Consider the following 12,983-nt stretch of genomic DNA (forward strand, 5'->3'; position numbering starts at 1 on the left):
GCCCATCCTCCCGCCCCGCGTGTCACAAATCACGGAGTTTCGGTGCCGCATCGACCTCTTCGCGCCGAGGTCGGGGGCACGCAGTCCGCACAGTCCGTGATTTGTGACAACGACAGGAGTGACGGGATGCGGGGCGCGAGTCAGCGGGCGGCGGCGACGCGGGCGAGCGCGAGGGCGTCGGCCGCGTCGAGCGGGGTCACGCCGTCGGCGGCGGCGCGGGCGAGCACCTCGGCGAGGGTGTCGCCGATCGCGTGCAGCCGCGCGGTCACGGTCTCGGGGGTCTCGCCGCGCTCGGTCAGCGCGAGGTGGATGACACCGCCCGCGTTGACGACGTAGTCGGGGGCGTACAGGATGCCCCGCGCAGCCAGCGCGTCGGCACCGCTGCGCTCGGCCAACGGGTTGTTCGCCGGCCCGCAGACGGCGCGCACCGGCAGCCGCTCAATCACGGGTGCGGTCAGGATTCCTCCGAGCCCGGCCGGCACGAACACGTCGGCGGGAGTCGTGACGGCGTCGGCCGCGTCGATCCACGTGGCGCCCAGCTCGTCGGCGAGGGCGCGCGCCGCCGGGTTGATGTCGGTGACGGTCAGCTCGGCGCCGTCGGCGGCGAGCAGCCGGGCGAGGCGCGAGCCCACCTGCCCGAGCCCGGCGATGACGAACGAGCGCCCGGCGGGGTCGGGGCTGCCGACCACGTTGCGCAGCACCTCGCCGATCGACGCGCGCACGCCGACCGCGGTCGCGGCCCCGGGCTCCCCCGAGCCGCCCGACGCGGCAGGCAGGCCGACGACGTGCGCCGTCCGCTCGCGCACCACGGCCATGTCGTGCTCGGTCACACCCACGTCTTCGGTCGTGATGTAGCTGCCGCCGAACGACTCGACGAGGTCGCCGAGGTCGAGGAGGGCATCCCGCCGCCGCAGGTGGTCGAGGAGGAAGCCCGGCGGCAGCGCGATGACGGCCTTGCCGCCGCCCGCGCCGACGTCGGCGAGCGCGTTCTTCATCGTCATGGCGCGGGCGAGGCGCATCGCGTCACCGAGCCCGTCGGACCAGTGCGGATAGCTCCACAGGCGGCAGCCGCCGAGGGCGGGGCCGAGCGCGCTCGAGTGCAGGGCGACGGTGATGCGCAGCCCCGACCGGCCGCCGGTCACGGTGGTGACGCGCTCGTGATCGAAGTCGGGCACGGCGGGCAGAGGGCTGGAAGCGATGGGGGCGATGGTCATGCGTGCTCCTGGAGTGCGGCGGGCCGGTTGCCGAGCCGGCGGGCCAGCTCGACGAGCAGGCGCGGGGCGTCGTCGCGCGGCAGGGTCAGGTGCGCGAAGACCGGCACCTCGGGCATGGCGGTGGCATCGGCGAGCACCGACCGCAGGTCACCGACCGTCGGGGCCCGCCGCACGTGCACGTGAGCACCGCCGAGCGCGGCCGGGATGAGCCGCCAGTTCCAGGCCACGACGTCCTGGTAGACGGCCTCCGGGCTGCGGATCATGCGCTCGACCGTATACCCGGCGTTGTCGATGAGCAGGATGACCGGCGCAAGACCGTGATGGAAGACCTGCCCGAGCTCCTGCACGGTCAGCTGCGCCGCTCCGTCGCCGATGATCAGCACGGGCCGACGCTGCGGGCGTGCGAGCCCCGCGCCGAGGGTCGCGGGAATCGTGTAGCCGATCGACGACCAGACGGGCTGCCCGAGCAGGTCACAGCGATCGGGCAGGGTGAGATCGAGCGCGCCGTAGAACGCGGTGCCGGCCTCGGCGATGAGCGTCGTGTCGGGCGGAAGCCAGGCCTGCACCTCCGCCCACAGGGCTGCATGGTCGAGCGGGGCGTCGTCGTCGCTCGGCGGTGCGACGGTCGCGAGCGGCGCGACGGCGTCGGACGAGGCGGGCAGAGTCGCGGCCGCGATCACGCGGTCGAGGGCGGCGATCGCGTCGTCGAGTCGCACGTCGGCGAACACCGCATACCCGACCCGCGCGTGGTCGAGGGCCAGCTCGACGGCGGCCGCCGGGTCGAAGCCCTGGGTGAAGAACCCGGTCGTGAAGTCGCTGACGACCGTGCCGATCATGATCAGCAGGGTGGCCTCATCGACGGCACGGCGCGTGGCCTCGCGCTGCGTGATGGCGCCCATGTAGGTGCCGAGGCTCGCCGGGTGGTCCTCATCGATCACCGCCTTCGAGCCGACCTGCGAGGCGATGCGCACTCCGGGCAGCGCGGCGAGCGCGGCAACATCGGCCTCGACGCCGCAACGGTGGATGCGGGGACCGGCCAGCACCGTCACCACGGGCTCCCCCTCCCCCGTGTCGGAGGGCACGTGAGCCACGGCCTGCGCGAGCGCCCGCTCGAAGGCGGCCAGAGCACCGGGGTCGCTCGCACGCGGCCGCAGCGGCTCCGCCAGCCGCGCGGCGTCCTCGGGCGCGAGCTCGGCGACCGCCACGTCGGTCGGGATCCCCAGGTACACGGGCTTGCTCGTACTGAGCGCCACGGTCAGCACGCGGTCGATCTCGACCGCGGCGCTGCCGCTGATCAGCACCGCCTGTGCGGCGGTGACCTCGCGGAAGACCCGCACGAAGTGCTCGTGGTCGCCGTCGAGGAGGCTGTGGTGCAGCAGGGCCCCGCTGCCGAGCGCCCCCGTGGCGGGCATGCCGACGATGCTCACGACGGGCACGTCCTCGGCGAACGCGCCGGCGATGCCGTTGATGGCGCTGAGCTCGCCGACGCCGTAGGTGGTCACGATCGCTCCCATGGTGCGGCCGACGCGGGCGTAGCCGTCGGCGGCGTAGGCGGCGTTGAGCTCGTTGCTCGAGCCGACCCACTGCAGGGCGGGCGAGCCGTCGCCGGGGGCAGCGAGCAACTCGTCGAGCAGCGCCAGGGTGAAGTCTCCCGGCACCCCGAAGGCATGGGCGGCTCCGCACTGCCGCAGGCGGGCCGCCAGGTAGCGGCCGACGGTCAGGGGTGCCTCATTGCTCACCATGACCAGAACTCTGCACCCGTATCCGCTGCAGGAGCCAGAGCCGACGCTCATGCTGATCGATCTGACCACTGATCGGCGTAGAGTGTGCCGCATCATGGTCAGATCGAGCAGAATCCTCGACCCCACGAGCCGCCGCATCGTGCGCGCGCTCGACCGCGACCCGCGCGCCGCCGTGGGCGGGCTGGCCGAGACGCTGGGCCTCGCCCGCGGAACCGTGCAGAGCCGTATCGCGCAGCTCTTCGACGGGCGCACCCTGCGCCCCACGAGCACGACGGTGCCGCCCGAGACGCTCGGGTACAGCATCCGCGCCGTCGTGACCGCGGAGGTCGACCAGGACCGCTTCGAGGAGGCGATGGTCGCGCTGCAGGAGATCCCGACCATCATCGAGTGCGTCGCCACCTCGGGCCAGAACGACCTGCTCTGCCAGGTCGTCGCGCGCGACACCGACGACCTGTACGCGGTCGGCCAGCGCATCCTGCGCTGCCCGGGAATCCGGCGCACGGCGACGTCGATCGTGCTCAAGGAACTGATCGCCTACCGCACCATTCCTCTGCTCGAGAGCTGAGCCGGACGCGCCGTCGGCTCGCGCGCAATGTGCATTCCGCGCCAACTCGGTCTACCATCGCGCGAGTGGCTGATCTCCAGACGCACCTCACCTGCAACGTCGAGCAGTACTCGCAGCGCATCAAGATGCGCGACGACGTCGATGCGGCCCGCGAGGTGGAGCACTTCGCGAACTTCCGCGCCATCAAGGATGCCCGCACCGCCGGCGCCGCCCTCGAGAAACGCGGCTACGGCGTGACGGTGACCCGTCGGTTCATCGCGCGCGGCACGCTGCGCGCGACGAAGCAGGCGACGGTCGACGTCGAGTCGGCCGACCGGATGGTCGAGGAGGTCTTCGCCGTCGTCGCTGCGCACCACGGCGACTACGACGGCTGGGCCGCCCCCCTCGTGCAGGGCTAGCCGGTCGAGGGCTTCAGGCCCCGACGTCCTCCAGGTCGCCGACGGCGACCGACACCGCGCCGGTCAACTCGGCGATCGCTCCGGGGCGCTCGGGCATCCAGGTCAGGCGCTTCTTCCAGCGGCCGCGGCCGAAGCCGCCGACGAGCGCGCGCAGCACGGCCGTCTCATCGAGACCGGCCTCGGCGAGCGCCACGAGCTCGTCGCGATGCACGCCGAGTGGCTGCTCGCCGTTGCCGAGGTCGCTGCCGTAGAGCACCTCTCCCCCGGCGGTGCGGAAGGCGCGCAGGTTCGCCAGCGCGGCCGCGCGCTCGGCCGCGTTCTCCACCGGGTCATGGATGGCGAGCGTCGACACCCAGCGCTGGCCCTGCGCGACAGCCCGCGCGACGAGCGCCTCCGGCAGCACCTCGCTGAACGGCGTGTGCGAGAGCACGTCGACCCCGGCCGCGATCGCGCGCTCTGCCTGGCCCACCCCCTCGACGTGCGCGACGACGGGCAGGCCGGCGGCGCGCGCCTCGGCGACCACATCCGCGAGCAGGTCGTCGCTCCAAGTCGGGCCGGCGTCGCCGTGCAGAGCGACCTTGATGCGGGATGCTCCTGCCGCTCCCTGCTCGGCGACGGCGAGCTCGGCGTCATCGGCCGAGGCGACCTCGCGCACCGAGCCGGCGGGCGCCCAGGCGCGATCGCTCGGGTAGCCGCCCGGCGCCGTGAGGAACGCCCCCGCGAACTCGACGGCGACGCCGAACGGGTCGGGTTCGGCGAGCACGGCGAGGGTGTCGGGGTCACCTCCGAGGTCGATCACGCGCGACAGGCCGCCGGCGAGCAGCTGGGTGCGGGCATCCGCCGGCAGCAGCTGCAGATGGGTGTGGTGGTCGCAGAAGCCGGGCAGCAGCACACCGGGGATCGGGATCACGTCGGCGGGCAACGCCGAGGGGGCCGGCCCGACGTAGTGCAGGGTCGCGCCGCCGCGGCGCACGATGCTCGGACCCATCCACGTGCCGCGCCACAGGTCGGCGACGTGGAAAGTCGCGGGCGGCGCGTTCATGACGAGCGGGCTCATGCCTGGCCGATCTCGGTGCGCACCGCGTACAGCTCGGGAAAGAAGGTGAGCTCGAGGGCGCGCTGCAGGAAGTCGACGCCGCTCGAACCGCCCGTGCCGCGCTTGAAGCCGATCGTGCGCCGCACGGTACGCAGGTGCCGGAACCGCCAGAGCTGGAAGTTGTCCTCCAGGTCGACGAGCTCTTCGCACGTCTCGTAGATGCGCCAGGTGTCGTCATCGCCGCCGTGGGCGCCCTCGTAGATGGCGACGAACACCGGCACGAGCTCGGGCGTGAACACGTGCGCCTGCGTCACGTCGCGCTCGAGCACGCTCGCCGGAATCGGCACGCCGTGACGCGCGAGGTACCGCAAGAACTCGTCGTACAAGCTCGGCTCCTGCAGCAGCCCCTCGAGCACGGCGTGCGCCTCGGGGTCGCTCTCGAACACCCGCAGCATGCCCGCGTGCTTGTTGCCGAGGATGAACTCGATCGCGCGGTACTGGTGCGACTGGAAGCCGGAGGAATTGCCGAGGAACCCGCGGAACTCGGCGTACTCGGTCGGCGTCAGCGTGGCGAGCACGCTCCACTGCTGGATGAGCGTCTCTTGAATGTGCTTGATGCGCGCGATGCGCTTGAGCGCCCCGCCGAGGTCGTCGTCGATCAAGCACTGGCGGGCGGCGCGGGCCTCGTGCAGCAGCAGCTTCATCCAGAGCTCGCTCGTCTGGTGCTGGATGATGAACAGCAGCTCATCGTGGTGCTCGGGCTCGCTGATCGGGCGCTGCAGCTGCAGCAGCTCGGGCAGGGCGAGGTACGCGCCGTAGCTCATGCGAGTCGAGAAGTCGGTGACGACCGTGTCTTCGATCGCGCGGGTGTTCTCGGCGGCCCCGCCGCTCGTCTTCTGGCTCATGGCAGCTCCGGGGTGTGCGGCGGCGGTACGCGCGTGCCATCGAGAGCGGAGCCGGGCCGGGTGGCCGCCGCCTCGAAGGCCGCCGCGAACGCGAGCAGCCGGGTGTCGTCGTAGGCGCGACCCGCGAAGGTCAGGCCGATGGGCATGCCGATGTCGGCCATGAGCCCCATCGGCACCTGCACGCACGGAATGCCGAGGTGCCGCGGCACGAGGTTGCCGTTGGCCACCCAGGTGCCATTGCGCCACGCGAGCTCGGCGCTCGCGGGGTTGACATCGGCGTCAGCGGGCCCGACATCGGCGACGGCCGGGAAGACGACCGCGTCGAGGCCGAGCTCGTCCATCCAGGCCTCGAGGTCGCGCCGTCGCGTCTCGGCGAGCCCGCGCACCCCCTCGGCGATGGTCGGGATCAGCTCGAGCGCGGGCACCCCGCTCGCGCGCGCGCGGTGCACGTAGTCGGCGAGGTCGACGTCCTCCGGCGCGAAGCGGCTGAGGTGATCGTCGTACTGCCCGGGCAGCGAGCCGGGCGGGGTCGGGAAGATGAGCTCCGGGTCCACGTCGGCGAGGCGGTGCAGCGCGGGGTCGCCGTTCGCTTGGAGGAACTCCTCCCACCCCCACATGCTCAGCTCGTAGAGCTCGTGGTCGGCGAAGTGCGGCGGAACGAGGCCGCGCGCGACCATCGAGCGGTCATCCGCCCGGCCCCGGCTCTCGTAGTTCGTGACGACCGGGAAGTCGACCTCGACCACGGTCGCGCCGGCCGCCTCGAGGTCGGCGCGGGCCTTCTGCCACTGCGCGATCACGGTCGGCCGCGTCTCGATGGGGTCGTCACCACCGCGCTCGGCCCCCAGGTACATGCGGGGCACACCCAGGCGCATGCCGCTGAGGGCATGCGGGTCAGCGAGGGCGGGGTACGACGCGGGGCGCAGCTGCGATGACGGCGGGATGCTCACCCACGGCTGCACCCGCCAGAAGTCTCCGCGGCTCTGCGCATCATCGGCCACGACCGCGTCGAGCACCAGCAGCAGCTCGGCCATCGTGCGAGTGTAGGGAACAACCACGTCCATCGTCGGCACGAGCGGCCAGTTGCCCCGCACCGAGATCACGCCCCAGCTGGGCGTGTAGCAGCACAGCCCGTTGTTGCTCGCGGGGCCGCGGCCGCTCGACCACGTCTCCTCGGCGAGGGCGAAGGCCGCGAACGAGGCCGCGAGCCCCGTGCCCGAGCCGTTCGACGAGCCCGAGCCGAACGGCGCCGTCAGGTAGGCGGGGTTGTACGGGCTCTCGGCGCGGCCGTAGAGGCCGCGCTGCATGCCGCCGTTGGCCATCGGCGGCATGTTGGTGAGCCCGAGGCAGATCGCGCCCGCGGCGCGCAACCGCTCGATCGTGAAGGCATCGTGCTGGGCGACGAGGTCGGCGAAGGCCGGCGAGCCGCTCGCCACGGTCAGGCCGCGCACCATGTAGCTATCCTTCGCCAGGTACGGGATGCCGTCGAGCGGGCCGAGCGCCCGACCCGCGGCGCGGCGCTCGTCGCTCGCGCGGGCCTCGGCGAGGGCATCCGGATTGTCGACGACGACGGCGTTGAGGGCTGGCCGCGCGCCGTCGGGCGAGGGCTGCCGATCGTAGGCCGCTATACGCGCCTGATAGCCCTCGACGAGCGCGACCGCGGTGGTGCGGCCCTCGGCGAGCGCCGCCGCGAGGGTGGGGATGTCGGTCTCGACGAGCGGCAGACGGGTCACGCGCCGTCCTTTGCGAGCGTGCCGCTCGACGCGGGCCCCGCCGGCTGCTGCTGCGTGATGCAGTGGATGCCGCCGCCCCGCGCGAAGATCTCGCGCGCGTCGACCGTCACGATCTCGCGGCCGTAGGCCTCGGCGAGCGCCTCGCGCGCGCGGGCATCCGCCACCGGGTCGTCGAAGCCGCAGGCGATGATGCCGCCGTTGACGACGAGGTGGTTGACGTAGCTGTAATCGACGAAGCCCTCCTCGTCGCGCAGTTGCGCGGGGGCGGGCAGCTCGATCAGTTCGAGGCGGCGGCCGCGCGCGTCGGTCGCGTCGCGCAGCGCGTCGTAGATGGCGGGCATGACCGCGTGGTCGGGATGCTCGGGATCGTGCTGCGCGTGCACGAGCACGCGGCCCGGGCTCGCGAAGGTGGCGACGATGTCGACGTGCCCGCGCGTGCCGAGCTCGTCGTAGTCGCGCGTCAGGCCGCGGGGCAGCCAGATCGCGGTGGTCGTGCCGATCGTGCGGGCCAGCTCGGCCTCGACGCGCTCCTTGGTCGCCCACGGGTTGCGGTCGGGGTCGAGCTGCACCGTCTCCGTCACCAGCACGGTGCCCTCGCCGTCGACGTGGATGCCGCCACCCTCGTTGACGAGCAGGCTGGGCACGCGGGCGACCCCGAGCTCGTCGAGGATGCGCGCGGCGATGAGCGCGTCATCCGCGCAGTCGGCGCCCTGGCCCCAGGCGTTGAAGATCCAGTCGACGCCGCCCAGTTCGCCGGTCTCGTCGTCGATGACGAAGGTGGGGCCGAAGTCGCGCATCCAGAAGTCGTTGAGCGGCGCCTCGATGATGTCGATCTCGGCGCTCAGCATGCGGCGGGCGCGCTCGCGCTCGGTCGGGTCGACGACCATCGTCACCGGTTCGAAGGGGAGGATCGCGTGGGCGACCGCGGTCCATGCTGCGTAGGTCGACTCCCGAGCTGCGGACGAGTCGCCCATCACCTCGCCCTCGCGCGGGAACGCCATCCAGATGCGCTCGTGCGGGTCGGTCTCGGCGGGCATGCGCCAGGCCATCGGATGCTCCTCTCACGCCGCCCGTGCGGCACTGCCCGGGCGTGCCCCGAGCCTACCGATCGCCACGCGCGTGGGCGCACCCACCCGAAGGATGCACCCGCGCGGGGCGGCGCGGGCAGAGGGATCCACCGCGCCGGGGAGGAGGGCTACCCCTAGCGCTCCTCCTCCTCAGCGCGGGTGAGGCGCTGGGAGATGTAGACCGGGATGAACGACAGCAGGATGAGCACGGTCGCGATGACGTTGACCTGGGTGGCCTCGTTGGGGCGGGCCATCTGGTTGAACATCCACAGCGGCAGCGTGTCGACACCGGCCGGGGCGGTGAAGATCGTGACGACGATCTCGTCGAAGCTCAGCGCGAAGGCGAGCAGACCACCGGCGACGAAGGCCGTGCGGAACTGCGGGAAGGTGACGAGCCGGAAGGTCTGCCACAGGCTGGCGCCGAGATCCATCGAGGCCTCCTGCATGCTCGGGTTCATCCGACGCAGGCGCGCGAACACGTTGTTGAACACCATGACGATGCAGAAGGTCGCGTGGGCGATGATCATGCCGAAGTAGCCCACCTGGATTCCGGCCGGCTCGAGCACGTTGTTGAACGAGTTGCTGAAGGCGACACCGGTGACGACGCCCGGAAGCGCGATCGGGAGCACGATCAGCAGGTTGACGGTGTGCTTGCCGAAGAACTCGAAGCGCTGGAGGGCGAACGCGGCCAGGGTGCCGAGGAGCAGCGCGATGACCATCGCGCCGGCGGCGACGATGACCGAGTTCTGCACGGCGGCCCAGAGGGCCTCGTTCTGGAAGGCGCGGACCCACCAGTCGAGGGTGAACCCGCTGATCGGCCAGTTGGCGATGGGGGCGACGTTGAACGAGTTGATGATGACGAGGAACAGCGGTGCGTACAGGAACAGCAGGACGATGGCGACGACGACGCCGAAGGCGACCTTGGTGCCGCGGGTGAGTCTCAGCATGAGCGCGTCACATCCTCTCGAGGGCGCCGGTGCGGCGGGTGACGACCAGGTAGATGACCACGAAGGCGATCGGGATCACCGAGAACGCGGCCGCCACGGGCGGGTTCAGGTTGATGTTGGAGGCGATGATGCTGCCGATCATCTGCGCGTTCGCCCCGCCGACGAAGCGGGCGACGATGTAGTCGCCGAGGCTCAGCGAGAAGGTGAACACGCTGCCCGCGAGCAGTGCCGGCCAGAGCAGCGGCAGCACGACCGTGCGGATCGTCGTCGCGCCTCGGGCGCCGAGGTCGGCGGAGGCGTCGAACAGGTTGACGGGGATCTGCCGGATCGCGGTGTACACGGGCAGCGCCATGTACGGGAACCACAGGTAGGTGAGCGTGAGCACGACGGTGAGGAGGCTGAAGCCGGGCCCGGTGATGCCGAACGGCGCCATCACCCAGTTGAAGAAGCCCTCCTCGGTGAAGGTGATGCGCATGGCGAGGATCTTCACGAGGTAGCCCGCCCAGAGGGGCAGGGTGATCGCGACAGCGAGCACGGCGCGCAGCCAGGGTGAGGCGAGCTTGGCCATGAAGATGCCGAGCGGGATCGCGAAGGCGGCGCTCAGCAGGGTGACGGCGAGCGCGATGCCGAGGGTGCGCAGGGCCGTGGTGACGTAGGCGGGCTCGCTGAACACGAGCACGAAGTTGTCGAGGGTGAAGCCCGGGATCACCTTGGAGGTGAAGGGGTCGATGAACCAGAAGGCCGTGACGAGCAGCAGCGCCAGAGAGACGATGTAGAGGCCGATCAGCCAGGTGAGCGGGAGGCTCAGGAGGCCGACCAAGCGCATCCAGCGATGGCGGTACAGCAGCGTGGAGAGCGGCTTGCTCTTCGCGGCGGCAGGAGCCGAGCTCGGCGCCGTCGGCGGTGTCGCGATCGCGGTCACGAGGGTCCTTCTTCGCGGTCGGGGTGGAGATGAGGGGTGGGGGTGCGGAGGGGCGGGCGAGCCCGCCCCTCCGCGGTCAGGCGGTTAGCCCTTGATGGTCGCCCAGGCGTTCGTCCAGTCCTGGAACGAGGTGCACTTCACGTCGGTGCGGCCGTCGATGCACTGCTCGATCGGGGTGGTCCAGTACCAGACGTTCTCGAAGTAGTCCTCGTTGAGGGCGTTGAACTCCTCGCAGTGGGCAGCAGCCTCGTCGTTGAGCTCGCAGAACGCGCCGTTGGCGGGCGCCATTCCGAAGTTCATGGCGATGGCGCCGTTGACCTCAGCAGAGCTGGTGTAGTCCATCCAGAGGTAGGCGCAGTTCGGAGCGTCCGACTGGCTGGAGATCATCCACGCGTCGGCCCATCCGGTCGAGCCCTCCTGCGGCAGGGTGCCCTGCATGCGGTCGTCCGCAGCCAGCTTGCGCAGGATCTCCCACGAGGTGCCCGCGACGGTGGTGCCGCCGACGAACGAGGTGATCTGCGCGACCGGGTCGGCCCAGTACTCGGCGACGATGCCGTTCTGCTGCTTGAGCAGGTCGACCGCGGCCTCCAGCTGCGTCTCGTCGAGCGCGTAGGGGTTCTGGATGCCCAGCTCAGGCTGGTGGTACATCAGGTAGACCGCGGCGTCGGCGATGTAGATCGGGGCGTCGTACGCGGTGATCTGGCCGGCGTAGGGGCTGTCGGCCTCCCACACGATGTCCCAGCTGGTGGGCGTCTCGGTGACGACCTCGCTGTTGTACTGCAGGATGTTGGCGCCGCGGCCGATCGGAACACCGTAGACGTTGCCGTTGATGGTGTCGTAGATCTGGCCCTGCATGCCGGGAACGATGTCGTCGCCGAAATTCGGGATCAGATCGCGGTTGATCGGGGCGACGTCGCCGCCGACGATCAGGCGCAGGCTGGCGTCACCCGAGGCCGAGACGAGGTCGTAGTCGCCGGTGCGCATGAGCTGCACCATCTCGTCGCTCGTGCCGGCGACGCGACGGTTCACGACGCAGCCGGTCTCCTCGGTGAACGTGTCGGCCCAGGCCGGCTCGACGAAGCCCGACCAGGCGATGATGTCGACCTGGCCCTCGGGCTCGCCCAGCTCTTCGAGCATGGGGACGTCGGGCACGTCGAAGACGAGCTCGCCCGAGCCCTCCTCGGCGGCCGGGGCCGCACAGCCGGCGAGCATCAGCGCTGACACTGCCGCCGTGGCCGAGATGGCCATCAGCTTGTTCTTCATGGTTTCTCCTTGGTGTCGGGGTGTTGCAGGGTGGTGCGGGGGAATGGGCTGTTCTGCCCGGGCTCAGGGGACGACGGCGGCGTGCTCGGTCACCCAGACCGCGCGCACGGCGTCGCCGCGGTGGTAGGGGGCCGTGTCGCTCGGCGCGTGGTCGTTGTGGCGCTCGGCGATGACGCGCAGGCCGTCGACGGTGTCGACGATGTAGCGCGTGGTCGGGCCGGTGTAGACGGTCTCGACGATCGTGCCGTCGACGCAGGTCTCGTGGGCGGCCGGCTCGGTGCGGGCATCCATGAGGCGCACCCGCTCGGGGCGCACGCTGATGGCCTTCGCAACCCCGGTGAGGCGCTCGGCGTGGCCGGCGTCGATGAGGTTCGAGATGCCGAGGAACCCGGCGACGAACGCCGTCTGCGGGTACTCGTAGACCTCGCGCGGGGTGCCGACCTGCTCGACCTTGCCGTTGTTGAAGACGGCGATGCGGTCGCTGAGCGTCAGAGCCTCCTCCTGGTCGTGGGTGACGAAGATGAAGGTGATGCCGACCTCGCGCTGGATCTGCTTGAGCTCGATCTGCATCTGCTCGCGCAGCTGCTTGTCGAGGGCACCGAGGGGCTCGTCGAGCAGCAGGACGCGCGGCTGCAGAATCAGCGCGCGAGCGAGGGCGATGCGCTGCCGCTGCCCGCCCGAGAGCTGGTGCGGCAGACGATCGGCGACGAGGCTGAGGCGCACCTGCTCGAGAGCGGCGGTGACGCGCTCCTTCTGCTCGGCCTTGCTGACTTTGCGCACGCGGAGGCCGTAGGCCACGTTGTCGGCGATGGTCATGTGCGGGAACAGCGCATAGTCCTGGAACACCGTGTTGACGGTGCGGTCGAACGGCGCGGCACGGGTGACGTCGGTGCCGGCGATCTCGATGGTGCCGCTCGTGACCTCCTCGAAGCCGGCGATGAGGCGCAGCACGGTGGTCTTGCCCGAGCCCGAGGGGCCGAGCATGGAGAAGAACTCGCCCGACTCGACGGCGAGCGTCAGGTCGTCGACGGCGACGGTGTCGCCGAACCGCTTGGTGACGGCGTTCAGCTCGACACCGCCCTGGCCGCGCGCGGGCGCGTCGGTCGCGGAGGAAGCCGGTGCAGGAGCGGTCGGCGCGGATTCGGTCGGCGCGGATTCGGTCGGCGCGGCGGGGGCGGACATGGCGGCGGGGTT

General features: G+C 71.3%; 12 protein-coding genes. 2 read left to right on the top strand and 10 right to left on the bottom strand.

Annotation, left to right across the window (positions count from 1 at the left end):
- Positions 1-140: 140 nt before the first annotated feature.
- Together BJ959_RS05445 and BJ959_RS05450 are read right to left on the bottom strand one after the other, a co-directional pair.
- On the bottom strand, positions 141-1,214 hold the full coding sequence (locus tag BJ959_RS05445) for a Glu/Leu/Phe/Val dehydrogenase family protein (RefSeq protein WP_153981730.1): 1,074 nt from the start codon (positions 1,212-1,214) through the stop codon (positions 141-143).
- The gene (locus BJ959_RS05450; RefSeq protein ID WP_165879061.1) at positions 1,211-2,956 is read right to left on the bottom strand and encodes an alpha-keto acid decarboxylase family protein; all 1,746 of its coding nucleotides are present in this window, start codon (positions 2,954-2,956) and stop codon (positions 1,211-1,213) included. Before BJ959_RS05450 ends, BJ959_RS05445 begins: the two co-directional genes overlap by 4 nt.
- A gap of 94 nt (positions 2,957-3,050) precedes the next feature.
- On the opposite strand from BJ959_RS05450, the gene BJ959_RS05455 reads away from it, so the two are divergent.
- A complete protein-coding gene (locus tag BJ959_RS05455) occupies positions 3,051-3,521 on the top strand; it encodes an Lrp/AsnC family transcriptional regulator (RefSeq protein ID WP_153981732.1) in 471 nt (156 codons plus the stop codon).
- 65 nt (positions 3,522-3,586) lie between these two features.
- Entirely contained in the window at positions 3,587-3,919 is a 333-nt protein-coding gene (locus BJ959_RS05460) for a ribonuclease E inhibitor RraB (protein ID WP_153981733.1), read from the top strand.
- A 13-nt stretch (positions 3,920-3,932) separates the two neighbouring features.
- On the opposite strand, the gene BJ959_RS05465 is transcribed toward BJ959_RS05460, so the two are convergent.
- The 8 genes from BJ959_RS05465 to BJ959_RS05500 form a co-directional block, all read right to left on the bottom strand.
- Positions 3,933-4,976, bottom strand: coding sequence for an amidohydrolase family protein (locus BJ959_RS05465; protein WP_153981734.1), 1,044 nt, complete (start codon positions 4,974-4,976; stop codon positions 3,933-3,935).
- Entirely contained in the window at positions 4,973-5,860 is an 888-nt protein-coding gene (locus BJ959_RS05470; RefSeq protein ID WP_153981735.1) for a tryptophan 2,3-dioxygenase, read from the bottom strand. Before BJ959_RS05470 ends, BJ959_RS05465 begins: the two co-directional genes overlap by 4 nt.
- Positions 5,857-7,590, bottom strand: coding sequence for an amidase (locus BJ959_RS05475; RefSeq protein WP_153981736.1), 1,734 nt, complete (start codon positions 7,588-7,590; stop codon positions 5,857-5,859). Before BJ959_RS05475 ends, BJ959_RS05470 begins: the two co-directional genes overlap by 4 nt.
- On the bottom strand, positions 7,587-8,639 hold the full coding sequence (locus tag BJ959_RS05480) for an agmatine deiminase family protein (protein ID WP_153981737.1): 1,053 nt from the start codon (positions 8,637-8,639) through the stop codon (positions 7,587-7,589). Before BJ959_RS05480 ends, BJ959_RS05475 begins: the two co-directional genes overlap by 4 nt.
- Positions 8,640-8,791: 152 nt before the next feature.
- Positions 8,792-9,604 (bottom strand): ABC transporter permease, encoded by an 813-nt coding sequence (locus BJ959_RS05485; RefSeq protein WP_153981738.1) that lies wholly within the window; start codon positions 9,602-9,604, stop codon positions 8,792-8,794.
- 7 nt (positions 9,605-9,611) lie between these two features.
- Positions 9,612-10,526 carry an ABC transporter permease gene (locus BJ959_RS05490; protein ID WP_341800054.1) on the bottom strand — a complete coding sequence of 305 codons (915 nt, stop codon included), beginning with the start codon at positions 10,524-10,526 and terminating at the stop codon, positions 9,612-9,614.
- Between the two features lie 84 nt (positions 10,527-10,610).
- A complete protein-coding gene (locus BJ959_RS05495; RefSeq protein ID WP_183321892.1) occupies positions 10,611-11,789 on the bottom strand; it encodes an ABC transporter substrate-binding protein in 1,179 nt (392 codons plus the stop codon).
- A gap of 63 nt (positions 11,790-11,852) precedes the next feature.
- Positions 11,853-12,971 (bottom strand): ABC transporter ATP-binding protein, encoded by a 1,119-nt coding sequence (locus tag BJ959_RS05500; RefSeq protein WP_153981739.1) that lies wholly within the window; start codon positions 12,969-12,971, stop codon positions 11,853-11,855.
- Positions 12,972-12,983 lie beyond the last annotated feature (12 nt).

Source organism: Microcella frigidaquae, from assembly GCF_014200395.1.
GTDB classification, from domain to species: domain Bacteria; phylum Actinomycetota; class Actinomycetes; order Actinomycetales; family Microbacteriaceae; genus Microcella; species Microcella frigidaquae.

Coding starts and splice junctions, on each gene's coding strand:
- BJ959_RS05445 (WP_153981730.1), bottom strand. CDS start 1,214: ATGACCATCGCCCCCATCGCTTCCAGCCCTCTGCCCGCCGTGCCCGAC.
- BJ959_RS05450 (WP_165879061.1), bottom strand. CDS start 2,956: ATGGTGAGCAATGAGGCACCCCTGACCGTCGGCCGCTACCTGGCGGCC.
- BJ959_RS05455 (WP_153981732.1), top strand. CDS start 3,051: ATGGTCAGATCGAGCAGAATCCTCGACCCCACGAGCCGCCGCATCGTG.
- BJ959_RS05465 (WP_153981734.1), bottom strand. CDS start 4,976: ATGAGCCCGCTCGTCATGAACGCGCCGCCCGCGACTTTCCACGTCGCC.
- BJ959_RS05470 (WP_153981735.1), bottom strand. CDS start 5,860: ATGAGCCAGAAGACGAGCGGCGGGGCCGCCGAGAACACCCGCGCGATC.
- BJ959_RS05480 (WP_153981737.1), bottom strand. CDS start 8,639: ATGGCCTGGCGCATGCCCGCCGAGACCGACCCGCACGAGCGCATCTGG.
- BJ959_RS05485 (WP_153981738.1), bottom strand. CDS start 9,604: ATGCTGAGACTCACCCGCGGCACCAAGGTCGCCTTCGGCGTCGTCGTC.
- BJ959_RS05495 (WP_183321892.1), bottom strand. CDS start 11,789: ATGAAGAACAAGCTGATGGCCATCTCGGCCACGGCGGCAGTGTCAGCG.
- BJ959_RS05500 (WP_153981739.1), bottom strand. CDS start 12,971: ATGTCCGCCCCCGCCGCGCCGACCGAATCCGCGCCGACCGAATCCGCG.